This is a genomic window from Sanguibacter sp. 25GB23B1 (assembly GCF_040012415.1).
Lineage (GTDB): Bacteria > Actinomycetota > Actinomycetes > Actinomycetales > Cellulomonadaceae > Sanguibacter.
In genome coordinates, this window is record NZ_JBDYKL010000040.1 from 12020 (window position 1) to 35566 (window position 23547).

Sequence of the window (23547 nt, forward strand, 5' to 3'; positions counted from 1 at the left end):
GGGAATCTGGGTCCCGAGCGTCCGCTCACCCGGTCCGACGCAGATCAGCCGCTCTCAGCACCAGAACTCGTGCGCTGGCGGCGATCCGCACGTGTCTACGGCAGGAAGGTTCACAGTGGCGAGCTCGAGCAATCGACCGACGCGCTCCACGGGTCGCGGAGCACCGTCGCGCACCCCCGTCGCGCAGCGGACGGCCGGTACCTCCGGACGCACCCGGGCCGAGGCCGCCGGTACGTCCGCGCCCAAGCGCCGCTTCTTCGACTACCCACGCTCGGGCAAGGGCCCGATCCGTCGCTGGGTGCCGTCGTGGCGCGTCGTGGTCGGCTCGGGCCTGACGTTCGTCGCGCTCGTGGCCGGGCTCGTCATCGCCGCCTACGCGTCGATCGACGTCCCCGACGGGCCGGACGACTTCGCGCTCGCCGAGTCGTCGAAGGTCTACTACTCCGACGGCGTCACCGAGATGGCGACCTACGCGGACCAGAACCGCGAGATCGTCACGTCGGACCAGATCCCCGAGCACGTCAAGCAGGCCGTCGTCGCCGCCGAGGACCGCTCGTTCTACGAGAACTCCGGCATCGACCCCCAGGGCATGGCGCGGGCTCTCTACGGAAACCTCAAGGGTGGCCGGACCACCGGTGGCTCGACCATCACGCAGCAGTACGTCGAGCGCTACTACACCGGCCAGACGACGACCGACTACGTCGGGAAGTTCAAGGAAGTCCTCATGGCGGTGAAGATCGACCGCTCGCAGGACAAGGACGAGATCCTCACCAACTACCTCAACACGATCTACTTCGGTCGAGGCGCCAACGGCATCCAGGTCGCAGCCCTCGAGTACTTCGGTGTCCCTGCCTCGGAGCTCACGCTCGAGCAGGCGGCGCTCATCGCCGGCGTCATCCCGAACCCGACCGGGTGGGACCCGCGCAACGACCCCGAGAAGGCCGAGGAGCGCTGGAACTACGTCCTCAACGGCATGGTCATCAAGGAGTTCATCACCCAGGCGGAGCGTGACGCGCTCGTCTATCCCGTGGCCATCCCGTTCGACCAGGAGAACATGCTCGCCGGCCCCACGGGCTACCTCCTCGACATGGTCACCCGCGAGCTCGAGTCCGACGCGGCGATCGACGAGGAGGCGCTGCTCACCCAGGGCCTGACGATCGTCACGACGATCGACAAGGGCATCCAGGACATGGCCGAGGCCGCCATCGCGGAGATGCCGGCAGACGGGGCGCCCAACCTCGTCAAGACGATCGTGACGATCGACCCGGCGACGGGTGGGTACCTCGCGCTCTACGGCGGCGCCGACTTCACGGTGACGCAGTTCAACGCCGCGACCCAGGGTGCCGCCCAGGCCGGATCGACCTTCAAGCCGTTCACGCTCATGGCGGGGCTCGAGGCGGGCAAGACGCTCAGCGACACGTTCGACGGCAACTCGCCCAAGACCTTCGGCGACTACAAGGTGGCCAACTTCGGCTTCGACGACTTCGGGCAGATCTCGCTCGAGAAGGCGACGGCCAACTCGGTCAACACCGCCTACGTCGAGCTCAACGAGGAGATCGGCCCGGACAAGACGGTCGACGCCGCTGTCCGTGCCGGGATCCCGGCCGAAGGGCTCGAGGCCAACCTGGCCAACGTCCTCGGGACCGCGACGGTCCGCCCGGTGGACATCGCCAGCGCGTACGCGACCTTCGCCGCGCAGGGCATCCACCACGACCCGCACATCCTCGCGAGCGTCAGCAGGGGCGACGCCCCTCCGAGCTACACCCCTCCGAACGTCCCCGAGCAGCGCTTCGAGGCTGCCAACGTGGCCGAGCTCACCTACGCGCTGACCCAGGTGGTCGAGGAAGGGTCAGGCGAGAAGGCGGCAGCGATCGGTGTGCCGATCGCGGGCAAGACGGGCACGTCCCAGGAGAACAAGTCCGCGTGGTTCGTCGGCTACACGCCGCAGTTCGTCACGGCCGTGACCCTCTACCAGTCCGGGCCGAACGGTGAGCAGGAGTCCATCACTCCCTTCGGTGGGAAGTCGGAGATCACTGGTGGATCCATCCCCGTCGAGGTGTGGACCAACTACATGGGCAAGGTGCTCGACGGGCGCGAGGTCGTCGAGTTCCCGGCGCGGACGAAGAAGACGGTCAAGCCGACGCCGACCGCCACCCCGGAACCGACGGCCGAGCCGACGACCGAGGCCCCCGTCGAACCGCCGGTCGTCGAGACGGTCGCGGTCCCCGGTGGTCTCGTCGGACGCTCCCGCGGCGAGGCCGAGGGCGCTGTCCGGTCCGCCGGACTCAACGCCTCGGTCACCGAGGTCTTCGACGCGAACGTCAAGAAGGGCGTGGTGGTCAGCGTCGTGCCTGGTGAGGGTTCGGCTACGCCCGCCGGGTCGACCGTGACGATCGTCGTGTCCAAGGGACCGGACCCGGCCAGCGTTCCTGAACCGGAACCAGAGCCAGAGCCTGAACCGTCGACGGCACCGTCCGGCCAGCCGGCGCCCCCCGCGGGAGGCACGCCGGGCGGGGCCGCCGTGCCCAACCCCACGGGCTAGGCGCGGAACGGATTTCCAGGACCCGCCTTCGGACGGGTACTCTGGTGGCTTGTTGTGTGCCCACTCCCGTCGCCTATCGGCGTGGGGCGCGCACGACAGCAGGCCGGGCACTGCCCGGCCGACACGCACGCACAACCCTCCTGTCACGGAAGTTCCGTGACCGCAGAGTCCGTAGGAGGTGGGTTACACACATGCGTCAGTACGAATTGATGATCATCCTCGACCCCGAGATCGAAGAGCGCACCGTCGCTCCGTCGCTCGACAAGTACCTCTCGGTCATCACGACCGAGGGCGGCACCGTCGACAAGGTCGACATCTGGGGCCGCCGTCGCTTGGCGTTCGAGATTCAGAAGAAGACCGAGGGCATCTACGCGGTGGTCAACTTCACCGCCACGCCCGCGACGTCCAAGGAGCTTGACCGCCAGCTCGGCCTCAACGAGGTCGTCCTGCGCACGAAGGTCATGCGCGCCGACGTCTGAGCACCCGCTCTGACCCCTTGTACCTCGCACGAACACGCACTCACTCCAAGGAGATGGCATGGCTGGTGACACCGTCATCACGGTGGTCGGGAACCTCACGGGGGACCCCGAGCTCCGATTCACCCCCTCCGGGGCGGCCGTCGCGAACTTCACGGTGGCTTCCACGCCCCGGACGTTCGACCGCCAGAGCAACGACTGGAAGGACGGCGACACGCTGTTCATGCGTTGCTCCATCTGGCGTGAGGCTGCCGAGAACGTGGCCGAGTCCCTCACCAAGGGAACTCGTGTCATCGCTTCCGGTCGGCTGGTGCAGCGTTCGTACGAGACCCGCGAGGGCGAGAAGCGCACCGTCGTCGAGCTTCAGGTCGAGGAGATCGGTCCTTCCCTGAAGTACGCCTCCGCCAAGGTCACCCGCGCCCAGCGCTCCGGTGGCAACAGCGGCGGTGGCGGTTTCGGCGCCAGTTCAGGGGCACAGGCCGACGACCCGTGGGCAACCGCAGGTCCGGCCTCCTCGGGCGGAGGCAGCTCGTTCGCGGACGAGCCTCCGTTCTAGTCCCCACCACGTAGATATTCGCTTCCTGGTCTCACCGTGCGCACTCGCACACGGCGCGGCCCGGAGAAGCACCCTGTGAAGGAGCATCGCAATGGCAAAGCCCGTTGTGCGCAAGCCCAAGAAGAAGTCCAACCCGCTGAAGTCGGCCAAGATCGAGACGGTCGACTACAAGGACACCGCCCTGCTGCGCAAGTTCATCTCCGACCGCGGGAAGATCCGCGCTCGTCGGGTGACCGGCGTGAACACGCAGGAGCAGCGTCAGATCGCGAAGGCCGTGAAGAACGCCCGCGAGATGGCCCTGCTTCCCTATTCGTCCTCGGCACGCTGAGAAGGAGGCTGACTGATGGCTAAGCTTATTCTGACCCACGAGGTCACCGGACTCGGTGAGCCCGGCGACGTGGTCGAGGTCAAGGACGGGTACGCCCGGAACTACCTCGTCCCCCGCAGCCTCGCCACGGCGTGGACCAAGGGTGCCGAGTCGCAGATCTCTGCGATCCGCAAGGCACGCAAGGCCCGCGAGATCGCGACGCTCGACGAGGCCAAGGCCACGCGCGACTCGCTGCAGTCGAAGGTGGTGACCGTGTCCGCGAAGGCTGGCAACGGTGGCCGTCTCTTCGGCGCGGTGACGACCGGCGAGATCGCGGCAGCAGTGTCCGCTCTCGGTGGACTCTCCGTCGACAAGCGCAAGATCGAGATCGCTCACCCGATCAAGTCGACCGGGGAGTACACGGTGTCCATCCGTCTGCACTCCGAGGTCTCGGCGAACATCAAGGTCAACGTCGTCGCTGCGTGATCTCACGCTGAACGACTGATCTGCACGACGAAGGCCCGCTCGTCTCCCTCGGGAGGCGGCGGGCCTTCGTCGTGCACAGTGGCGGGAGTGCGGCGTCGCCCGTCCGGCACGGTCTCAGGTGCCGGTCGCCATCCAGGCGCTGCCGCGGGCGCGGAGCCCGGTCGTCAGAGCGCGCGAGAGCATGAAGACTCCCGCGAACGCGAGCCACAACCAGGCCAGGCCCGCGGCACCCTCGGGCGCCCACGCGCGGACCGCCAGCGCGACGGGCGCGTAGGCGACGAGCGTCAGGACGCCGGCGGCCGCGAGGTATCGGCCGTCGCCCGCCCCGATGAGGACTCCGTCGAGGACGAACACCCAGCCGGCGACCGGCATGAGCAGGCCTGCGACGGCCATGCCGAGAGCGATCGCGACGCGGACGTCGGGGTCCGAGGTGAAGAGCAGCGCGAACCACCACCCGCCCGCTGCGACGACGATCCCCAGGAGCGCTCCGGCACCGGTGCCCCACTGGAGGGTGCGCCGTAGGACCGCGCGGGTGGTGTCGATGTCCCCGGCGCCGAGGCGGTGGCCGATGAGCGCCTGCGCCGCGATGGCGAGGGCGTCGAGCGCGAAGGCTGCCAGGCCCCAGACGCTCGTGACGACCTGGTGACCGGCGAGGGTGACGGAGCCGAGGCCCGTCGCGACGAAGACCGTGAGGAGGATCGCGAGGCGCAGCGAGACGGTCCGTACGAGCAGCGGTGTGCCGGCGCGGGCGTTCGACCAGATCCCTCCGACCGAGGGGCCCAGGGTGGCGCCGGCGGCTCGGGCCCCGCGGACGACGACCCCGGTGAGGATCGCGCCCATGGCGAGCTGTGCGATCGCCGTACCGAGGCCGGATCCGGCGATGCCCATCCCGGCGCCGTACACGAGGGCGACGTTGAGCACCGCGTTGGCCACGGCACCACCGGCCGCGACCCACAGCGGGGTGCGGGTGTCCTGCAGCCCGCGCAGCACGCCGGTCGATGCGAGGACGAGGAGCATGCCCGGCAGCCCGGGGGCGGACCATCGCAGGTACGACGTGGCGTGGACGGCGACCGTGCCCTCCGCACCGAGCGCACCGACGGCCCAGGGGGCGGTGACCCAGAGGAGGGCGGCGAGCCCGAGACCGAGCACGGCGGCGAGCCACATGCCGTCGATGCCCGAGCGCAGGGCTGCGACGGTCTGCCCTGCGCCGAGGCGCCGAGCGACGGCGGCCGTGGTCGCGTAGGCGAGGAAGACGCACAGGCCGACGAGGGTGAGGAGGATGGTGGAGGCGATCGAGAGACCGGCGAGCTGCGGTGTCCCGAGGTGCCCGACGACGGCCGAGTCGACGAGGACGAAGACGGGTTCGGCGACGAGCGCACCGAGTGCAGGCACAGCGAGAGCGAGGATCTGACGGTCGACACCGCTGGTCGGGCGGGGCTGTTTCACAGAGTGATCCTGCCAGGTCCGAGGCGTGGATGTGGATCGGGACCAATTGTGAGTCCACAAGCAGAGTGGCGGATCTGTGCGGCTGAGAGGTCGAAACTCGTTTCTGTGAACAGGTTATCCCCAGTTATCCACATGTCTATCCACACTGTGGACGACTGCTGACCTGCCTCCCGCCGGGTTGTCCCCACCCCTGGGGACAACCCTGTGGACGACGGACTTTGCGCGGGTTGGATGCCTGTGCGACGCGGGCGTACCGTGCATGAGCGGCCGACGCTCTGTCAGTAGCAGGGTGTACACCGAAGCCCACAAGAATGCACACGAGATGGGACTTCATGTCGATCGACGAGCTCGAGTCGGACTACAGCGCACAGCGCTCCTCCGGGTCCGCATTTGACCGGACACCGCCGCAGGACGTCGCTGCTGAGCAGAGCGTCCTCGGCGGCATGCTCATCTCGAAGGACGCCATCGCGGACGTCATCGAGCAGCTCAAGGGCACGGACTTCTACAAGCCTGCTCACGAGGCGGTGTACGACGTCATCCTCGACCTCTACGGCCGCGGGGAGCCCGCGGACGCCATCACGGTGGTCGCCGAGCTGACGAAGCGCGGCGAGATGGGCCGCATCGGTGGCGCGCCGTACATCCACACGCTCATCTCCATGGTCCCGACCGCCGCCAACGCGGGCTACTACGCGCGGATCGTCCGCGAACGCGCGGTGCTGCGCCGCCTCGTGCAGGCCGGGACGCGCATCGTCCAGCTCGGGTACGCGACCGACGGCGGTGACGTCGACGACCTCGTCAACAACGCCCAGGCCGAGGTCTACGCCGTCACCGAGGCGCGCACGAGCGAGGACTACCACGTGCTCGGCGACGTCATCGGGGGAGCGGTCGACGAGATCGAGGCCGCCGGGCACCGCGGCGAAGGCATGGTCGGTGTGCCAACCGGCTTTGCTGATCTCGACCGGTTGACGAACGGGTTGCACCCCGGACAGATGATTGTTCTGGCGGCCAGGCCGGCAATTGGCAAATCGACGCTCGGAATAGATATAGCACGTTCTGCTTCAATTAAACACGGTTTGACCTCGGTTGTCTTCTCGCTTGAGATGAGCCGCAACGAGATCACGATGCGCCTTCTTGCGGCCGAGGCGCGGATCCACCTGCAGAAGATGCGCAACGGCTCCATGGGCGAGGACGACTGGCAGAAGCTTGCTGGGACGATGGGCAAGATCTCCGAGGCGCCGCTGTTCATCGACGACTCGCCGAACATGTCGCTCATGGAGATCCGCGCGAAGTGCCGCCGGCTCAAGCAGAAGCACGACCTCAAGCTCGTCGTCATCGACTATCTCCAGCTCATGACGTCCGGCAAGCGCGTCGAGTCCCGCCAGCAGGAGGTCTCGGAGTTCTCGCGTGCGCTCAAGCTTCTGGCGAAGGAGCTTGAGGTTCCGCTCATCGCGATCTCGCAGCTCAACCGTGGCGCCGAGCAGCGTACGGACAAGCGCCCGGCGATGAGCGACCTCCGCGAGTCCGGGTCGATCGAGCAGGATGCTGACATCGTCATTCTTCTGCACCGCGAAGACGCCTATGAGAAGGAGTCACCGCGCGCCGGTGAAGCCGACCTTATTGTTGCGAAGCACCGTAATGGTCCGACCGACGTCATCACCGTGGCTTTCCAGGGACACTACTCGCGGTTCGTCGACATGCAGTCCTGAGAGAGTGTTTGTTGTGGACGTGCAACCTAGTCTGCACGCTCGCGCATCTATGCTGCATGGTTGATTCTTTGCCTGATTGTGCCTATCAGGTGGGGTGCGAGTGTCGAGATGGTGGCACCTCGGTGGCAGCGTAGTGCTGGGGTGGCGGGAACGCAGTGGGACGCAGGTGTGCACCACCAGTCGTGGTGTGGCCAAGATGGTTGGGACGTGTGGGTCCCCACGTGTCGAGGCGGTGGCGCTACCCGGCTGTGGGGCCGCCTTACTCGCCCAGGCGCTCTACCGCCGCTACTTCGAGCTTGGCTTGGGATCGTTCGGCGGCGACGCTAACGAGCGGTCTACGTCGCACGTGGCGCGGTCCAGAAGGTCCCGTTTCCCGCGGTGCGCTCCGGGGTGCCGTTGACGAAGAGGTCGGCCCGGTCCCAGGGGCGCTGTTCCTCGAGGTACTCGATCTCTGAACGCATCCAGTCGTGCCAGAACGCCACGGCCTGCTCGTGGTCGCCGTTCGTTCCGGCGGCGACGTCGCGGGCGATGCCTCGGCGCTCGGCTTTCGTGGCGTCTGACTGGACCCAGATGAGCGCGTCGGTGAACGGGGCGAAGGTGCGGTCACCGGCACCGGTGCCCTCGATGATCACGAGCTCGAGTCCGGACGCGACGGTGATGCTTCCTTCTCGGTCCTTGCTCGCCCAGGCGGGCGGGCGGTAGGTGACCGGTCGCCCGTCGCGCAGCGGGACGAGAATGTTCTTCAGGAGGAGGTGTTGCCAGGCGAAGTACGGCTCGTGCCATGCGACGTCGTCGGTGTGCACGACGGTCGATCTCGGCACGGCGTCGTGGATGGCGTCGGCCAGGGTCGACTTGCCGCCGGCCCCTCGTCCGTCGATCGCCAGCACGAGGGGGCGGGTCGTCGGTGGGCCTCCCAAGGCGCGCACCTCGTCGATCAGCGCCGCAAGAGGCGTCGGCGTCCACGGCCCCGCAGCGGGCTCTTCTGGTCGGAGCGATAGAGGCGAGGTCATGGCGTGCCTTCCGTGGTCACGGGAGCAGCGAGCCAGCCCCCTCGGCGCTACATGTACGATCGTACACATGAACGATCACGCATGGCTGCGTGCCCGCCGGGTGGCGAACACGGGCCTGTTCTTCCTGACCGGCCTCGCGATGGCGTTGTGGGTGGTGAACATCCCCACCGTCCAGATCCGGACGGGGGTGTCGAACTCGACGCTCGGCCTGCTGCTGCTCGCGCTCGGTGCCGGCTCGGTGGTCGGGATGCAGGTTGCCGGGTGGGTGAGTGACCGGTTCGGGAGCCGGCGCACTGCCGGGGTTGCCGTCGTCATCATCGCGATCGCGATCATGGGACCAGCGATCGCGACCACCGGGTGGCACCTGGCCGCGCTCCTGCCGCTGCTCGGGCTCGGCACGGGCAGCATCACCGTCGCCGCCAACGACCAGGCCGTACGGATCCAGGACGCCTACGGGCGACCGATCATGTCCGGGTTCCACGGGTTCTTCTCGATAGCGGGCGCGTGCGGCGCGGGAGTCGGTGCGATCTTCCATGCCCTGGACGTCCCGCTGGGCATCACTCTCGGGACCGCCTCGGTCGGCGTCATCCTCCTCGGTGCCGCGAGCGTCCCCCGCCTGCTGGGGATAGGCGAGCTCGCGGGCACCTCACCGCCGCCGAACGCGGACCTCGACGCGCAGGAGATGCTGGGCGATGAGGAGCCCGTGCTCGGGAAGGCGGTCGCTCTGGCGTCGTTGGCGTTCCTCCTCATGCTCGCCGAGGGCACGGCGACCGACTGGAGCGTCCTGCACGCCGTCGAGCACCTCGACCTGAGCGAGTCCGTCGCCTCGCTCGCCTACGGGACGTTCGCGGTCGCCATGACCGTCGGGCGACTCACGGCGGACCGCGTCGTGGCCCGGGTGGGCCCTGTCGCTCTGGTGCGATGGGGGTCCTTGCTGGCCGGGATCGGCCTCTCGGGCGTGGTCCTGTCGCCCCTGTTCGAGGTGACTCTGCTCGGCTGGCTGCTCTTCGGGCTAGGCCTCTCCGGGATCGTCCCGCAGCTCTTCACCGCCGCGGGGAGGCTCTCGGTGGCGCGCCGAGGCGTGGTCCTCTCGCGAGTCGTGGGCGCCGGCTACGTCGGCCTGCTCGCCGGACCGGCGATCATCGGGTGGATCTCGGACGCGGTAGGCATCAACGCGGCACTGCTCGCCCCTGTGGTCGCCTGCGCGGCCGGGGTGGTGCTGGCCTCCATCGTGCGACCGGCGAACCGTAAGGTACGATCGTACGCATGACTACCGACTACTTCGCAGGCGACTCCCGGAGCAACCACGAGCGCATGCTCGCCGGTGACCTCTACATCTCCGACGACCCGACGATCGTCGAGACCCAGAAGGTGGCCGTCCAGCGCGTCGCCGCGTTCACCGAGGCGTACGACAAGGACCCCGAGGCCAGCCAGGCCCTGCTGCACGAGCTGTTCGGTAGCGTGGGCGCTGAGGTCAACGTGCGTGCTCCGGTGTACGTGGACTACGGGTCCAAGATCCACATCGGTGCGCGGACCTTCATCAACATGGGGCTCACGGCGCTCGACGTCGCCGACATCGTCATCGGCGAGGACTGCCAGTTCGGACCTCACGTCCAGCTGCTCACGCCGACCCACCCGGTGGACCCGCAGCCGCGTCGCGACAAGCTCGAGGCCGCGAAGCCCATCACGATCGGGGACAACGTGTGGCTGGGCGGGGGTGCGATCGTGTGTCCCGGGGTGACGATCGGCGACAACTCCGTCATCGGCGCCGGCGCTGTGGTCACCCGCGACATCCCTGCCAACGTCGTCGCGGTGGGTAACCCCGCGCGGGTCATCCGCGAGAACATCTGAGCATGAGTACCCCTGCCGCTGCCGCCAGCCCTGCGCGATCCCGCCGTCACGACCCCGACCGGCGCGACCACATCATCGACGCCTGCATCGAGGTGATCGCCCAGGACGGCGTCGACGGAACCTCCCACCGGCGTGTGGCGACAGCGGCAGGGGTGCCGCTCGGCTCGATGACGTACCACTTCACGGGGCGCGACGAGCTGCTCCGTGAAGCCCTCGCGCGCTTCGCCGGCACTGTGGCCCAGCGGTTCGCCGAGCGCATGAGCACGGTCCCCGACGGTGATCGTGAAGCGGGGACCCGAGCCGTGATCGACCTCATCCTCACCGGTGTGTTCCCGGACAACAGAGAGCTCGTGCTGACTCACGAGCTCTACACCCTCGCTGCGCGCGACCCCGAGTACCGCACCATCACCAACGCGTGGATGGGTCAGAGCCGCAGCATCCTCGAGCGCGTCTTCGACCCGCTGACGGCCCGGCTCCTCGATGCCCTCATCGAGGGCATGACCATCCACCGCGCACTCGACAGCGCCCCGCACGACGACGGCGACGTCGAGATCGCCGTCCGGCGGATCACCGGCCAGCCTCGGTCGACGATCACCCTGGCCTGACGGTCTCTGCCACTGGTGTGACGCCTAGGGCCTCGGCCCAGGGACGGGCCACGTCGCGGGATCTCCGAGGGGCGAAGGGCGCGGGTCGAGGACTGCGGAGACGACTGCGTCGATGGCGAAGGCGCTGGCCTCTCCGAGGGCGACGTCGGTGGGGTCGAGGAGCCACTGGACCTGGAGGCCGTCCATGATCGCGAGGATCGCGGCGCACGCGTGGTGCACGGTGGTGGGCACGGGCTTGCCGTTGTCCGTGCACACGATCGTGAACGCCTCGGCGACCTGGGCGCGGAGCGTGTGGTAGCGCCCCTCGAAGAAGGCGCGCGCGGGGTGGTCGTCGGTGACGGCCTCGGCGGACAGCACGGCGTAGGCCTGGACGATCCCGGCGCGACGCGCGTTGAGGAAGGCGGTGCGCACGAGGTGGCGGAAGAGGTCGATGCCGTCGGGGATGTGCTGGTCGGCGAGCTCGGCCACGTCGTTCTCGTCGCGGTACCGCAGCACCTCCAGAAGGAGCTGGTCCTTGGAGCCGAAGTGGTGGAGCACCCCCGCGTGGGTCATGTCGACCTGCTCCGCGATCTCGGTGAGCGGCCCGTTGTTGTAGCCCTTGCTCCCGAAGGTCGTCAGCGCGGCCTTGAGGATGTCCTCGCGGCGCCGGAGGGTCTCCTCCCGCATGCGCGGCTGCCGCTTCGTCGACGCCATGGATCCGCCACCTTCTGCTCGCGTCCCGGCGTCCGTGGACGACGCCCGACTCACCGGAATCGTACGCGTGACTGCACGGTCTTGTTTTACTTACTGTCAGCACTGTAAGTTACCGGCATCAGCCCGCTCGACGACGAGGAGCCCTTGTGACAGTGCAGTCCCGCCCCCTGGCAGACGCCCTCTCGGGCGCCCCGGACCTGCGGTCCCTGGTGGGCACGCTCACCCTCAAGGAGAAGGTCCGGCTCCTCACCGGCTCGACCGCCTGGCGCCTCTATCCGCTCGCGACGATCGGTCTCCGGTCGATCGCGATGTCTGACGGTCCGGTCGGTGTCCGCGGGTTGGGCGAGGTCGCGGGGGAGACGTCGGTCCTCTTCCCTGCTCCCAGCGCGATCAGCGCCACGTGGGACCGCGAGCTCGCCTTCGAGACCGGCCGGGCCTTCGCCCGCGAGGCTCGCGACCACGGGGTCGACGTCCTCCTGGCGCCCCAGGTGAACATCCAGCGCACCCCCGTCGGCGGCCGGCACTTCGAGTGCTACTCCGAGGACCCGTTCCTCACCGCCCAGATCGGCACGAGCGTCGTCCGTGGGATCCAGGACCAGGGCGTCGCCGCGTGCGTGAAGCACTTCGTCGCCAACGACTCCGAGACGGACCGCACCACGTACGTCTCCCATGTCGACGCCCGGACCCTGCGCGAGGTCTACCTCGCACCCTTCGAGGACGCGGTGGCGGCCGGTGCCTGGTCCGTCATGGCCGCGTACAACCAGGTCGACGACGGCGTCGAGACCTCGCCGATGACCGGTCACCGTCACCTCCTCGTCGACCTTCTCAAGGACGAGCTCGGCTTCGACGGCGTCGTCGTCTCCGACTGGGTCTCGGCCCACGACACCGTCGGTGGAGCCGTCGGCGGTCTCGACGTCGTCATGCCCGGCCCCGGCGGCCCCTGGGAGGATCACCTCGTCCAGGCCGTCCTCGACGGCACCGTGCCCGAGTCGACCATCGACGACAAGGTGGTCCGCATCCTCCAGCTCGCCCGGCGCGTGGGCGCCCTCGACGAGCCCGCGCAGCCCGTGACGCACACCGGCGATCTTCGCGCGCTCGTCCGCAGCACCGCGGCCCGCGCCACGGTGGTGCTGCGCCGCGACGAGAACGATCCCGTCTGGGACCGCCCAGCTCCGACGTCGATCGCGCTCGTGGGGCCCAACGCCGTCCGCCCGCACGTGCTCGGTGGCGGCAGCTCGACCGTCCACCCCGAGCACGTCGTCACCCCCGCCGAGGGACTCGCCGCGCGCTTCCCTGAGGCGACGCTCACCGTCCTGCGCGGCGGCGACCCGCGCCGGCTGCCCGCGCGCCTCGACCTCGAGGCACGCACAGCGGGGCAGTCCCTCGTGTCCGTGACCCACCTCGACGTCACAGGTACCGAGCTGCGCACCCTCGACCTCGACACCTGGGACGGCTGGGTCCTCGACCTGCCCGACGACGTCGAGCACGTCACCCTCCGCGCCCTCGTCCAGCTCGACGAGCCCGGGGACCACCACCTCGAGGTGGGAACCGTCGGTGGCCACCGCATCATGATCGACGGGCGTCTCGTCTCGGAGGACACCGAGCCCACCGGCGTGGAGGTCATCCTCGACTCGTCGATCAACAACCCCCCGGGGGTCGCCGCGATCGTCCACGTCGACGCACCGCGGACCGTCGAGATCGTCTCCACGCACCTCGTCACCCGGGCCGCCGGCTACGGCAACGTGGTGCGCGCCGAGCTGCGCCACCGTGCGCCCGAGGCGTCAGCCGAGGAGGAGATCGCCGCCGCGGTCGCCGCCGCACGATCGGCCGAGCTCACCGTCCTCGTCGTCGGCACCAACGAGGAGGTCGAGTCCGAGGGCTGGGACCGCACGGACCTGCGGCTCCCGGGGCGCCAGGACGAGCTCGTCGAGCGTGTCCTCGACGCCGACCCGGACGCGGTCGTCGTCGTCAACGCCGGCGCGCCCGTGCTCCTGCCGTGGCTCGACCGCGCGCGGACCGTCCTGTGGGTCTGGTTCCCGGGCCAGGAGGCCGGGCACTCGATCGCCGACGTCCTCGCCGGCGTCGTCGAGCCCGCCGGCCGGCTCCCCTGGACGCTGCCGGCCCACGAGGCCGACGTCCCCGTGCCCCACGCCGTCCCGGTCGACGGGGTCATCGAGTACAGCGAGGGCGTCCACGTCGGGTACCGCGGCTGGGAACGCTCCGGCCGGACGCCCGCCGCGCCCTTCGGCCACGGCCTCGGCTGGACCACCTGGTCCTACGACGCGATCACCGACGCGCTGCCCACGCCCGACGGCGGGCTCGCCCTGACCGTCGCCGTCACCAACACCGGCACCCGCACGGGCCGCGAGACCGTCCAGGTCTACGTCGAGGCACCGGCCGCCGGCACGCAGGACGCCATCGAGGAGCGCCCCCTGCGCTGGCTCGGCGGCTTCGCCCACGCGGAGGTTGCCCCCGGCGCCACCGCCCACGTACCGGTCACCATCTCGCGTCGTCAGCTCGAGACGTGGGACACGACGACCGACAGCTGGGTCCTGCCCGGCGGCGAGTACCGCCTCCGTGCCGGACGCTCCGTCCGTGACCTCCGCCTGGACACCGCGGTCCAGGTGGGAGTCCTGTCCCCCTGAGAGAAGAGCCCGCGGACACCGGGACGTCGACGACGACGCCCCACCACCCCACCGCACGACCCGCCCCCGCGACCAGCGGGAGCACCTCACAGCCAAGGAGACGTTCCATGAGGGTGAAGACCTCAGCCGCCGCGATCGGGATCGCAGCAGCGCTGCTGCTGACCAGCTGCTCGTCCGGAGACGGCACCGCCGCCGGCCCCGGAGAGGGCGTCGCACTGACGATCGCCAAGCCGGACGGTGCCATCGCCACCGAGTCGAACAACCCGTGGGTCGGAGACTCCTCCGGCCTCAAGCTCGGCTACATCAACTCCATCCTCGAGCCGGTCGGCTTCGTCAACACGGTCGACCCCACCGCCGAGATCCGTCCGTGGCTCGCGTCCGAGATCGTCTGGTCCGACGACTACACGTCGGTCGCGCTCACGGCGCGCGAGGGCGTCCTGTGGAACGACGGCACGGAGTTCACCGCCGAGGACATCGAGTTCACGTACCAGCTCCTCAAGGACACCCCGGCACTCGACACCGCGGCGCTCGGCATGACCGACGTCGTGCGGGACGGCGACACCGTCACCGTGACCTTCGAGAACTCGATGTACGTCAAGCAGGACAAGGTCCTCCACAAGTACATCGTGCCCAAGCACGTGTGGGAGTCCGTCGCGGACCCGACGACCGAGATCAACCTCGAGCCCGTCGGCACCGGCCCGTACACGCTCTCGCAGTTCACCACCCAGAGCGTCGAGCTCACCGCACGGGACGACTACTGGGGCGGCGAGCTCGCCGTGCCGACCCTCTACTACGTCTCCTACAACGACAACACCGCGCTGACCACCGCCCTCGCCAGCGGGGAGGCGGACTGGGCGCAGGCGTTCATCCCGAACGTCGAGTCCGCCTACCTCGAGAAGGACCCCGAGCACAACGTCTACTGGGCGCCTGCGGGCCTCGGCATCGACACGATGTTCGTCAACAACAAGACCGCGCCGTTCGACGACGTCGCCTTCCGCAGCGCCGTGAACATGGTCCTCGACCGGGAGAAGCACCGCACCATCGCCCGTGAGGGCGGCGTCCCCGCCCTCACGTCGGTGACCGGCCTGCCCACACCGGTGGGCGACAGCTACATCGCCGAGGCCTACGCGGACGAGGTCTACGAGGTCGACGTCGACGGTGCGCGGGCCGTCCTCACCGAGGCCGGCTACACGTGGGACGGCGACACGCTCGTCGACCCCTCGGGCGCGCCCGTGACCTTCGAGCTGACCGTCCCGCAGGGCTGGAACGACTACGTCACCGGCATCAGCCTCATCGCGGACTCCGTCAAGGAGCTCGGCGTGGAGGCCACCGTCACGACGCCCGACTCCGACACGTGGTGGGACGCCAAGGGGAACGGTGACTTCCAGGCCATCCTGCACTGGACCGACACCGGCGCCACGCCCTACGACCTCTACAGCGACGTGATGGACGGCCGGTGGCTCAAGCCGCTCGGCGAGACCGCGGACTTCAACTTCGGCCGCTTCGACAACCCCGAGGCCACCGCCGCGCTCGAGGAGTACGCCAACGCGACGGACGACGCCACCCGCGCGACCGCCCTGGAGACCGTCCAGCGGATCTTCGTCGAGCAGGTCCCGACGATGCCGATCGGCACGCGTCCGTTCATCTCGGAGTTCAACACGCGCAACTACGTCGGCTGGCCGAGCGACGAGGACGCGTACGCTCCGGCCGACCCGACGCAGCCGATCTCGGTGCTCGTCCTCACCGAGCTCGAAGCGGCCGAGTGACGCCGGAGCACCACTGAACGACGCAGCACCAGCAGCACCCGCGCTCGGCATCATCGTCGACGCCGAGCCCACCCCTGACACCGGGAGCACGAGTGACCCACGAACCTCTGCTGACCATCACCGACTTCAGCGTCGTCTACGACGTCGACCCGCCCGTCGAGGCCGTCCGCGACGTGTCCCTCACGGTGCGCCGCGGCGAGATCCTCGGCCTCGCCGGCGAGTCCGGCTGCGGCAAGACCACCCTCGCCTACGGCATCCAGCGCCTCCTCCAGCCGCCCGCCGTCATCACCTCCGGATCCGCCGTCTTCCACGACGCCTCGGGCGAGGACGTCGACCTCAACACCCTCGACGCTCGCCAGATGCGGGCCTTCCGCTGGGCCAAGGCGTCGATGGTCTTCCAGGGCGCGATGAACGCGCTCAACCCCGTCCTGAACATCGGTCGCCAGCTCGGAGACGTCTTCTCCACGCACCGGCCCCAGATGAGCCGCGCCGAGCGGACCGAGGAGAGCGCCGGGCTGCTCGACCTCGTCGGGGTCGGTCGGGACCGCCTGCGCTCCTACCCGCACGAGCTCTCCGGCGGCATGCGCCAGCGCGTCATGATCGCCATGGCCCTCGCCCTCAAGCCACAGCTCATGATCATGGACGAGCCCACCACAGCTCTCGACGTCCTCGTCCAGCGCGAGATCCTCCAGCAGATCTCCGAGCTGCGCCACAAGCTCGGCTTCTCGGTCGTGTTCATCACGCACGACCTCCCGCTCCTGCTCGAGATCTCCGACCGCATCGCCGTCATGCGCGAGGGCCGGATCGTCGAGCTCGACACCGCCGAGAACATCTACCACCACGCCCAGCACGAGTACACGCGCCGCCTCCTCGGCTCCTTCCCGAGCCTCACCGGCGACCGTGGTGCGTTCGTCCGAGGCTCCGACGGCACCTCCGAGCAGGGCCGCGTCGTCACCGCAGGAGAGGCAGCCCGATGACCACCCTCGAGCTCAAGAACGTCACCAAGCGCTATCACGTCCGAGGATCCGGAGACATCCTCGCCCTCGACGACGTGAGCTTCACGCTGACGTCCGGACGCACGCTCGCCCTCGTCGGGCAGAGCGGGAGCGGGAAGTCGACGATCGCGAAGATCCTCACCCAGCTCGAGCGCGCGACGTCGGGGGAGATCCTCCTCGACGGCGCCCCGGTCCCGCGCCGGGGGCGCGCGCTGCGCCGGTACCGCCAGCAGGTGCGCATGGTCTTCCAGGACCCGTTCGCCTCGCTCAACCCGTACCACACGGTCCGGCACCACATCGAGCGCCCGCTGCTGCTCGACCACGTCGTGCCGCGGGAGGAGGTCGAGGCCGAGGTGGTCCGGCTCCTCGAGCGTGTCCGGCTCGAACCGGGGAGCACCATCGACCGGCGCCCGCACGAGCTCTCCGGCGGGCAGCGCCAGCGCGTCGCCATCGCCCGTGCCCTCGCGTCCCGTCCTGGGCTCCTCGTCGCCGACGAGCCCGTCTCCATGCTCGACGTGTCGATCCGGCTCGGGGTGCTCAACCTCCTTGCTGACCTCCAGCGGGAGTCCAACCTCGGGGTCCTCTACATCACGCACGACCTCGCCACGGCCCGTCACTTCAGCGACGAGATCATGGTGCTCCACCACGGAACGGTCGTCGAGCGCGGCCTGGCGGACGACGTCATCCTTGACCCGCAGCACCCCTACACCCGAGCGTTGCGCGATGCGTCGCCCGATCCGGAGAAGCACTTCTCCGGCCGTGGCTCCGCCGCGCGGACGAGGAGCTGACACCGTGCGATTCTTCCTGCGCCGCGGCGCGTTCTACCTCTTCACCGCCTGGGCGGCCATCACCATCAACTTCTTCCTGCCCCGGATGATGAAGGGTGACCCCGTCTCGGCCTATCTCCAGAAGAACCAGGGCAAGATCAGCCCCGAGGCGATCGACTCGCTGCGGGTCCTCTTCGGGCTCGACTCGGACGCCCCGCTCTGGAGGCAGTACCTCGACTACTGGGGCCTGATGTTCAGCGGTGACCTCGGCCGGTCCTTCTCCAAGGGTCTCGCTCCCGTCGCCGACGTCATCGCCGGCGCCCTCCCGTGGACCGTCGGCCTCGTGGGGATCGCCACGATCCTCGGCTTCTTCCTCGGCACCTCGCTCGGCGCGCTCATCGGCTGGCGGCGGGGGAGCCGCGCCGACGTGATCGTCCCGATCGCGACGTTCTTCTCGACCGTCCCGTACTTCTGGATGGGGCTCATCGCCATCGCGCTCCTGTCCTCGACGCTCGGATGGTTCCCTGCCTCGCACGCCTACAGCAAGGGAGCGCGGCCCGGCTTCACGCTCGAGTTCATCGGCGACGTCGTGCAGCACGGGGCGCTCCCCGCCCTGACGATCGTCCTCGCATCCCTCGGCGGCTGGGTCCTCGGTATGCGCAACATGATGATCACGGTCCTCGACGAGGACTACGTCACGGTCGCCCAGGCCAAGGGCCTGAGCCCGCGCCGCGTCATGGTGAGCTACGCCGCACGCAACGCGGTCCTCCCGCAGCTGTCGAGCTTCGCGCTGTCGCTCGGGTTCATCGTCGGCGGGACGCTCGTCATGGAGCTCGTCTTCTCCTACCCCGGGATCGGCAAGCTCCTCCTCGACGCCACCACCGCGAAGGACTACCCGCTCATCCAGGGCCTGTTCCTCGTCATCACCCTCGCGGTGCTCGTCGCGAACATCCTCGCTGACGTCGCCTACGCCGCTCTCGACCCGCGCACGCGCCAGACGGAGGCATGACCATGACGTACACGACCCCGGTCGCGACCGGAGAGGCCACCCTCCAGGAGGCGCCGTCACCCGCTCCCGGGACGTCGGGTGCTCGGCGCGCGGCCACCCGGTTCGCCCAGTCCTTCGCGATGTTCCGCAACGGCAAGTCGATCACCGGCCTGTGCATCCTCGGGTTCTTCTGCCTCCTTGCGGTCTTCGGAGACCTCATCGCGCCGTACGGGTCGCTGGACAAGGACTTCGAGGCGCTCAAGCAGGCCCCGTCCTTCCGGCACCTGCTCGGGACCACGCACATGGGGGAGGACGTCCTCAGCCAGATCGTCTACGGCACGCGAGGCGTGCTCGTGGTCGGCTTCCTCTCCGCCATCATCGCGACGATCATCGCGGTCGCCGTCGGCGTGACGGCCGGCTACGTGGCCGGGTGGCGCGGGGAGTCGCTCTCCGCCCTGACGAACGTCTTCCTCGTGCTCCCCGGCCTGCCGCTGATGATCATCGTCGCGTCCCAGTACGAGAACCCGAGCCTCTTTCTCATCTCCGGGGTCCTCGCGCTCACGGGCTGGGCATGGGGCGGCCGGGTGCTGCGCGCGCAGACGATGTCGCTGCGCAACCGGGACTTCGTCCAGGCCGCGCGGGCCAACGGCGAGCCGCTGCACCGCATCATCCTCGTGGAGATGCTGCCGAATCTCACGGCGATCATCGCGTCGAGCTTCGTCGGCACGGTCACCGCGGCTGTCCTCGGCCTGACGACGCTCGCCTTCATCGGTGTCATCCCCATCACCAACCTCAACTGGGGGACCATCCTCTTCTGGGCGCAGCAGAACGGCGCGTTCCCGGACTTCTGGTGGTGGTACGTGCCCGCCGGCCTGTGCATCGCGTTCCTGGGCACGGCCCTCGCGCTCATCAACTTCGGCATCGACGAGTACGTCAACCCCCGCCTGCGCTCCGCCGGTGAGCGGGCCCGGGCGTTGCGCAAGAAGGGACTCACGTCGTCGAGCGGCGTCACGGCCGTGTCCGCGCAGGCGGCTGTGACGAGTCCCGCGGAGACGGCACCGCACAGAGCGCAGGACGCGCACTGAGCACGCGGGACACCTACGGGACGGCCGCCTCGCGGTCGGCCTGATGGTCCGTGCCCGCCGCCAGCGCGGAGACGACGGGGCACGGTGCGGACGGGTCGAGGCACTGCTGACTGAGCAGTGCCTCGATCGCGTCGCGCGTGCGGTGCAGGTCGACGATCCGCGCGTCGATCTCGTCGAGCTTCCCTCGCGCGGCGACGGCCACGGAGCGTGCGTCGACCGTGCCGGACCGCAGACCTGTGGACAGCTCCGTGAACTCGACCAGCTCGGCGAGCGTGAAGCCGAGCTCCTGCCCGCGGCGCAGGAACCGGAGCTGTCGGAGCGCCGCGTCGTCGTAGTCGCGATACCCGCTCGACGTGCGGGAGGGAGCCGCGAGCACCCCGCGCCGCTCGTAGAAGCGGACGGTCGAGACCTTGACCCGTGCTCGTGCGGCGAGCTCAGCGATGCGCATGGGTCGAGACTAGGACGCCGCCCGCTCGTGCGGCGTTCTCGCGGTGCCCCTGGACGATCGCGACGGCCTGCACGACGCCCCAGGCGACCTCCAGGACGAGCATGACGAGCACGATCGGCGATGCCCCGTGCACCAGCGCGGTGACCATCCCGAGCGAGAAGAGCGCGCGTGCCCCCACGTCCGCCGCTCCGGCGGCCAGCGAGGGACGGACGATCCTGAACGCGGCCCAGACCGTCACGACGCTGCCCATGAGGTTGGCGAACATCACCGTCATGGGGTCGGTCGGGTCGGGCAGGGTGCCGGTGAGGCCGAGCTCCGCGTGCAGCGCGCCGAGCACGTCGAAGATCGACACGGCGGTGAAGGAGAAGGCGAAGCCGGCTGTGACGACGAGGTCGTAGCCGGCGGAGATGCGGACGATGCGCAGAGCGTTCGGGAGTGTCATGACGCCACCCTCGACCCTGCACCGTGGTGCAAGGTCAAGGGTGGCGTCTTGGTCGAGAGCTGCGACCTTCAGGTCAGGGGTTGCTCACCAGGTAGCTGGGGATGGTGTCGGTCCCTTGTGCCACATCACCCGTGTCGTTGATGACGTGGTTGATGATCCCGTTGCCACCGAGCGAGACCGTCAGCATGTTGTGGAAGCGGACACCCGGTGCGACCGGAGCCTCGATGCCGCTCTCGGTGACGATGGTCGGGTCGACGTTGTTGAACGAGTAGGCCCCGATTCCCCAGGCCTCGTGCTTCGTGACGTCGTCGCCCACCTTGTACGAGGCCCACCCGAGGGTGTCCCCGTTCATCCATGCCGCCTGGTTCGGCGGGTCGTACGCGAGCTCGCTCTGGTAGAAGATCGTGCGTCCGCGCTCGCCGTTCCACACCGTGTTGTGCTCCTGGTAGTGCTCGACGAACAACCCGTAGGCCAGGACGTCGTCGCCGTTGACCACGAAGCCGTTGGCAGAGGTGTTGACGTCCCAGCCGATACCCTGCCCGTGGTCGCCGCGCCAGGACCAGATGTGGTCGATGATCGTGTCGTCGCTGTTGACCTCCATCGCGGTGGTGACCTTGCCGCCCACCGCGCCGCCGACGCGCAGGAACACGTCGTGGACGGAGATCGGGTTGTCCTCGTGCGACGCGGAGGAGCCCGGTTCACCGACCTGGAGCAGCACCGGCGCATTCGTCGTGCCCGCGTCGAAGAGGAGGCCGGCGATCTTCACGCCGTCGACGTCCGCGACCTTCATGGGCACCACGCCGTCGTCGTTGATGATCGTGGCGTAGCCGAGCCCGAGCACGACCGTGTCCGGGCGGTCGACGGTGATCGTCTGGTCGACGTGGTAGACACCCGGGGTGAAGAGCAGGTGGAGACCCTGGTCGAGCGCCTGGTTGATGGTGGCAGCGGAGTCGGCGGGGTCGGCGACGAAGAACTCGTCGAGCGGGATCGACGTCCCGGGAGTCTCGCCGTCCGCCCACGTGGTGCCGCGGGTTGCCGTGGCGAGCTCGGGGACGAACACCGCGTAGTCGTCACCCTCCGCGTACAGGTAGGGCTTCTCCCGCACGAGCGGGCTCGTGTCGAGCACCGTGTGGGACGGGTTGGGGAAGCTCGGCGGGGGTGACCCCTCGACGCCCGAGAAGAGCATGTTCCACACGGACCCCTCCCAGGCGCCGAACTCGCTGTCGCGGGAGAGCCACTGCTGCTGGCTGTAAGAGCGCACCGTCCCGTCGACCTTGGTGTCCGCGATGAACCCGCCGCTGGACCACCCGTAGCTCGAGGGTGCGAGGCTGAGGTCTCCCTTGACGTGGATGCGCCGGAAGGGCGCGGCCTGGGACACGGCCCAGCGGGCCTCTCCGGTGTGCGGGGTGATCGAGAGGTTCTCGGCGGACCGCCAGAAGTTCTGGGTGGCGTTGCCGTCGAACCACTGGGCGTCGACCCACACGCCGCCGTTGATGTTCACGTCGTCCGGGTTCTGGCCGAGCCCGTTGATCGACGTGTAGAAGCCGATGTTCGCGTGGACGTCATAGCTGCCCGGCTTGAAGAGGAACTGGTAGCGCCCAGGCCCGAACTGGTCGGACTCCTGCGCGGTGAACGCCGTGTCGAGCGTGGCCTGGATCTCGCTGGTGGGCATGGTCGGGTCGAAGACGTAGACGTTCTCCCCGAGGTCGCCGCCACCGGGGAGGACCGGGCCGTCCGTCGTGGTCGTGGTGTGCACCTCGAGCTCCCAGAGCGAGTAGCCGTACCCGGTGGCCCGAGCAGCTCCGCTCATCCGCAGGTAACGTCCGGTGCCCTCGACGTCGAGGGTCTGCACCCCGCCCGTCCCGTCCGTGACGGTGTGGATCGTCGTCCACGTGGCACCGTCCTCGGACGTCTGGATGTCGAACGCCTTGCCGTAGGCGGCCTCCCAGCGCAGCACCACGCCGCAGATGTCCTGCGAGCTGCCGAGGTCCACCTGCAGCCACTGCTGGTCGCTGGCGGAGCTCGCCCACCGCGTGCCGGCGTCACCGTCGACGGCCGCGGATGCTGGTGTCCCGCCGTTCTCGGCGGATGAGGCGGTGGCGGTCGTGCCGAGTGCCGCGTTCGTCGTGCCGCACTCGCCTCCGCCGCCCGGCGGTGGCGTGACGGCGCCGCCGAAGACCTTGAGCTCCCAGAGCGAGTAGCCGTAGCCGGTCGCCCGCTCGACACCTTGCATCCGCACGTAGCGTCCGTTGCCCTCGACGTCGAGGGTCTGCACGCCACCGGTGCCGTTCGTCACGCTGTGCAGGGTCCGCCAGGTGGTGCCGTCGTCGGAGGTCTGGAGGGTGAACGCCTTGCCGTACGCGTTCTCCCAGTCGAGGACGACCTGGGAGATGTCGACGCTGCTGCCGAGGTCGACCTGGATCCACTCGGTGTCGGTGAAGCCGCTCGACCAGCGCGTGCCGCCGTCACCGTCGACGGCCAGGGCCGCCGCGATACCCGCCCCCTCGGAGGACGACGCCGTGACCGGCTTCCCCTGCGAGAGGAGCGTCGCTGCGGCCTCCGCCGCCACGACGGGTCCGGGGTCGAGCGCGGTCGTCACCTCGCCCGTGAGCATCTGTGCTGATGCTCCTGGGACGACCAGGCAGGTTCCGCTGAGTGCGACCGCGAGGGCCAAGGGGGCCCAGGAGGTTCTCGTTCGTGAGTTGAGTTGCATGTCCTTCTTCTCTGTCGTCG

General features: G+C 69.2%; 21 protein-coding genes. 15 read left to right on the forward strand and 6 right to left on the reverse strand.

Translation table 11 applies throughout. The features are described from left to right. The first annotated feature begins 115 nt into the window (after positions 1 to 115). The 5 genes from ABKW26_RS17580 (at position 116) to rplI (ending at position 4367) form a co-directional block, all read left to right on the forward strand. Complete coding sequence (locus ABKW26_RS17580; RefSeq protein ID WP_348595344.1) at positions 116 to 2542, forward strand: transglycosylase domain-containing protein; 2427 nt, start codon at positions 116 to 118, stop codon at positions 2540 to 2542. A gap of 191 nt (positions 2543 to 2733) precedes the next feature. Continuing rightward, the gene (rpsF, locus tag ABKW26_RS17585; RefSeq protein WP_348595345.1) at positions 2734 to 3021 is read left to right on the forward strand and encodes a 30S ribosomal protein S6; all 288 of its coding nucleotides are present in this window, start codon (positions 2734 to 2736) and stop codon (positions 3019 to 3021) included. A gap of 58 nt (positions 3022 to 3079) precedes the next feature. After that, the gene (locus ABKW26_RS17590; RefSeq protein ID WP_348595346.1) at positions 3080 to 3574 is read left to right on the forward strand and encodes a single-stranded DNA-binding protein; all 495 of its coding nucleotides are present in this window, start codon (positions 3080 to 3082) and stop codon (positions 3572 to 3574) included. 91 nt (positions 3575 to 3665) lie between these two features. Beyond that, complete coding sequence (rpsR, locus tag ABKW26_RS17595; RefSeq protein ID WP_098455707.1) at positions 3666 to 3902, forward strand: 30S ribosomal protein S18; 237 nt, start codon at positions 3666 to 3668, stop codon at positions 3900 to 3902. A 15-nt stretch (positions 3903 to 3917) separates the two neighbouring features. Continuing rightward, on the forward strand, positions 3918 to 4367 hold the full coding sequence (gene rplI, locus ABKW26_RS17600) for a 50S ribosomal protein L9 (RefSeq protein WP_348595347.1): 450 nt from the start codon (positions 3918 to 3920) through the stop codon (positions 4365 to 4367). Positions 4368 to 4481: 114 nt separating this feature from the next. Here the strand turns inward: rplI and ABKW26_RS17605 are convergent, their stop codons facing one another. Then, positions 4482 to 5813, reverse strand: coding sequence for an MATE family efflux transporter (locus ABKW26_RS17605; RefSeq protein ID WP_348595348.1), 1332 nt, complete (start codon positions 5811 to 5813; stop codon positions 4482 to 4484). 332 nt (positions 5814 to 6145) lie between these two features. On the opposite strand from ABKW26_RS17605, the gene dnaB reads away from it, so the two are divergent. Next, entirely contained in the window at positions 6146 to 7519 is a 1374-nt protein-coding gene (gene dnaB, locus ABKW26_RS17610; RefSeq protein WP_348595349.1) for a replicative DNA helicase, read from the forward strand. 335 nt (positions 7520 to 7854) lie between these two features. On the opposite strand, the gene ABKW26_RS17615 is transcribed toward dnaB, so the two are convergent. After that, a complete protein-coding gene (locus ABKW26_RS17615; RefSeq protein ID WP_348595350.1) occupies positions 7855 to 8529 on the reverse strand; it encodes a hypothetical protein in 675 nt (224 codons plus the stop codon). Between the two features lie 67 nt (positions 8530 to 8596). Between ABKW26_RS17615 and ABKW26_RS17620 the strand changes: the two genes are divergently transcribed. Genes ABKW26_RS17620 through ABKW26_RS17630 form a run of 3 tightly spaced genes read left to right on the forward strand, consistent with a single transcriptional unit; the run spans position 8597 to position 10985 of the window. After that, complete coding sequence (locus ABKW26_RS17620; protein WP_348595351.1) at positions 8597 to 9799, forward strand: MFS transporter; 1203 nt, start codon at positions 8597 to 8599, stop codon at positions 9797 to 9799. Then, positions 9796 to 10380 carry a sugar O-acetyltransferase gene (locus ABKW26_RS17625; RefSeq protein WP_348595353.1) on the forward strand — a complete coding sequence of 195 codons (585 nt, stop codon included), beginning with the start codon at positions 9796 to 9798 and terminating at the stop codon, positions 10378 to 10380. The genes ABKW26_RS17620 and ABKW26_RS17625 overlap by 4 nt, the downstream gene beginning before the upstream one ends. 2 nt (positions 10381 to 10382) lie before the next feature. Further along, a complete protein-coding gene (locus ABKW26_RS17630; RefSeq protein WP_348595355.1) occupies positions 10383 to 10985 on the forward strand; it encodes a TetR family transcriptional regulator in 603 nt (200 codons plus the stop codon). A gap of 24 nt (positions 10986 to 11009) precedes the next feature. Here the strand turns inward: ABKW26_RS17630 and ABKW26_RS17635 are convergent, their stop codons facing one another. Then, positions 11010 to 11678, reverse strand: coding sequence for a TetR/AcrR family transcriptional regulator (locus tag ABKW26_RS17635; RefSeq protein WP_348595356.1), 669 nt, complete (start codon positions 11676 to 11678; stop codon positions 11010 to 11012). Positions 11679 to 11824: 146 nt separating this feature from the next. Here ABKW26_RS17635 and ABKW26_RS17640 point away from each other — a divergent pair, with 146 nt between their 5' ends. The 6 genes from ABKW26_RS17640 (at position 11825) to ABKW26_RS17665 (ending at position 19924) form a co-directional block, all read left to right on the forward strand. Then, positions 11825 to 14323 carry a glycoside hydrolase family 3 N-terminal domain-containing protein gene (locus ABKW26_RS17640; protein WP_348595358.1) on the forward strand — a complete coding sequence of 833 codons (2499 nt, stop codon included), beginning with the start codon at positions 11825 to 11827 and terminating at the stop codon, positions 14321 to 14323. A gap of 107 nt (positions 14324 to 14430) precedes the next feature. Then, positions 14431 to 16089 carry an ABC transporter substrate-binding protein gene (locus ABKW26_RS17645; RefSeq protein ID WP_348595359.1) on the forward strand — a complete coding sequence of 553 codons (1659 nt, stop codon included), beginning with the start codon at positions 14431 to 14433 and terminating at the stop codon, positions 16087 to 16089. A gap of 92 nt (positions 16090 to 16181) precedes the next feature. After that, a complete protein-coding gene (locus ABKW26_RS17650; protein ID WP_348595360.1) occupies positions 16182 to 17066 on the forward strand; it encodes an ABC transporter ATP-binding protein in 885 nt (294 codons plus the stop codon). After that, positions 17063 to 17872 carry an ATP-binding cassette domain-containing protein gene (locus tag ABKW26_RS17655; RefSeq protein ID WP_348595362.1) on the forward strand — a complete coding sequence of 270 codons (810 nt, stop codon included), beginning with the start codon at positions 17063 to 17065 and terminating at the stop codon, positions 17870 to 17872. Before ABKW26_RS17650 ends, ABKW26_RS17655 begins: the two co-directional genes overlap by 4 nt. 4 nt (positions 17873 to 17876) lie before the next feature. Further along, positions 17877 to 18860, forward strand: a complete 984-nt coding sequence (locus tag ABKW26_RS17660) for an ABC transporter permease (protein WP_348595363.1) — start codon at positions 17877 to 17879, stop codon at positions 18858 to 18860. Between the two features lie 119 nt (positions 18861 to 18979). Next, entirely contained in the window at positions 18980 to 19924 is a 945-nt protein-coding gene (locus tag ABKW26_RS17665; protein WP_348595378.1) for an ABC transporter permease, read from the forward strand. Positions 19925 to 19937: 13 nt separating this feature from the next. Here the strand turns inward: ABKW26_RS17665 and ABKW26_RS17670 are convergent, their stop codons facing one another. The 3 genes from ABKW26_RS17670 to ABKW26_RS17680 all read right to left on the reverse strand — a co-directional run bounded on the left by ABKW26_RS17670 (position 19938) and on the right by ABKW26_RS17680 (position 23428). Continuing rightward, positions 19938 to 20372 carry a MerR family transcriptional regulator gene (locus ABKW26_RS17670; protein WP_348595364.1) on the reverse strand — a complete coding sequence of 145 codons (435 nt, stop codon included), beginning with the start codon at positions 20370 to 20372 and terminating at the stop codon, positions 19938 to 19940. Then, positions 20359 to 20814 carry a hypothetical protein gene (locus ABKW26_RS17675; protein WP_348595366.1) on the reverse strand — a complete coding sequence of 152 codons (456 nt, stop codon included), beginning with the start codon at positions 20812 to 20814 and terminating at the stop codon, positions 20359 to 20361. The genes ABKW26_RS17670 and ABKW26_RS17675 overlap by 14 nt, the downstream gene beginning before the upstream one ends. A 73-nt stretch (positions 20815 to 20887) precedes the next feature. Beyond that, positions 20888 to 23428, reverse strand: coding sequence for a discoidin domain-containing protein (locus tag ABKW26_RS17680; RefSeq protein ID WP_348595368.1), 2541 nt, complete (start codon positions 23426 to 23428; stop codon positions 20888 to 20890). Positions 23429 to 23547 lie beyond the last annotated feature (119 nt).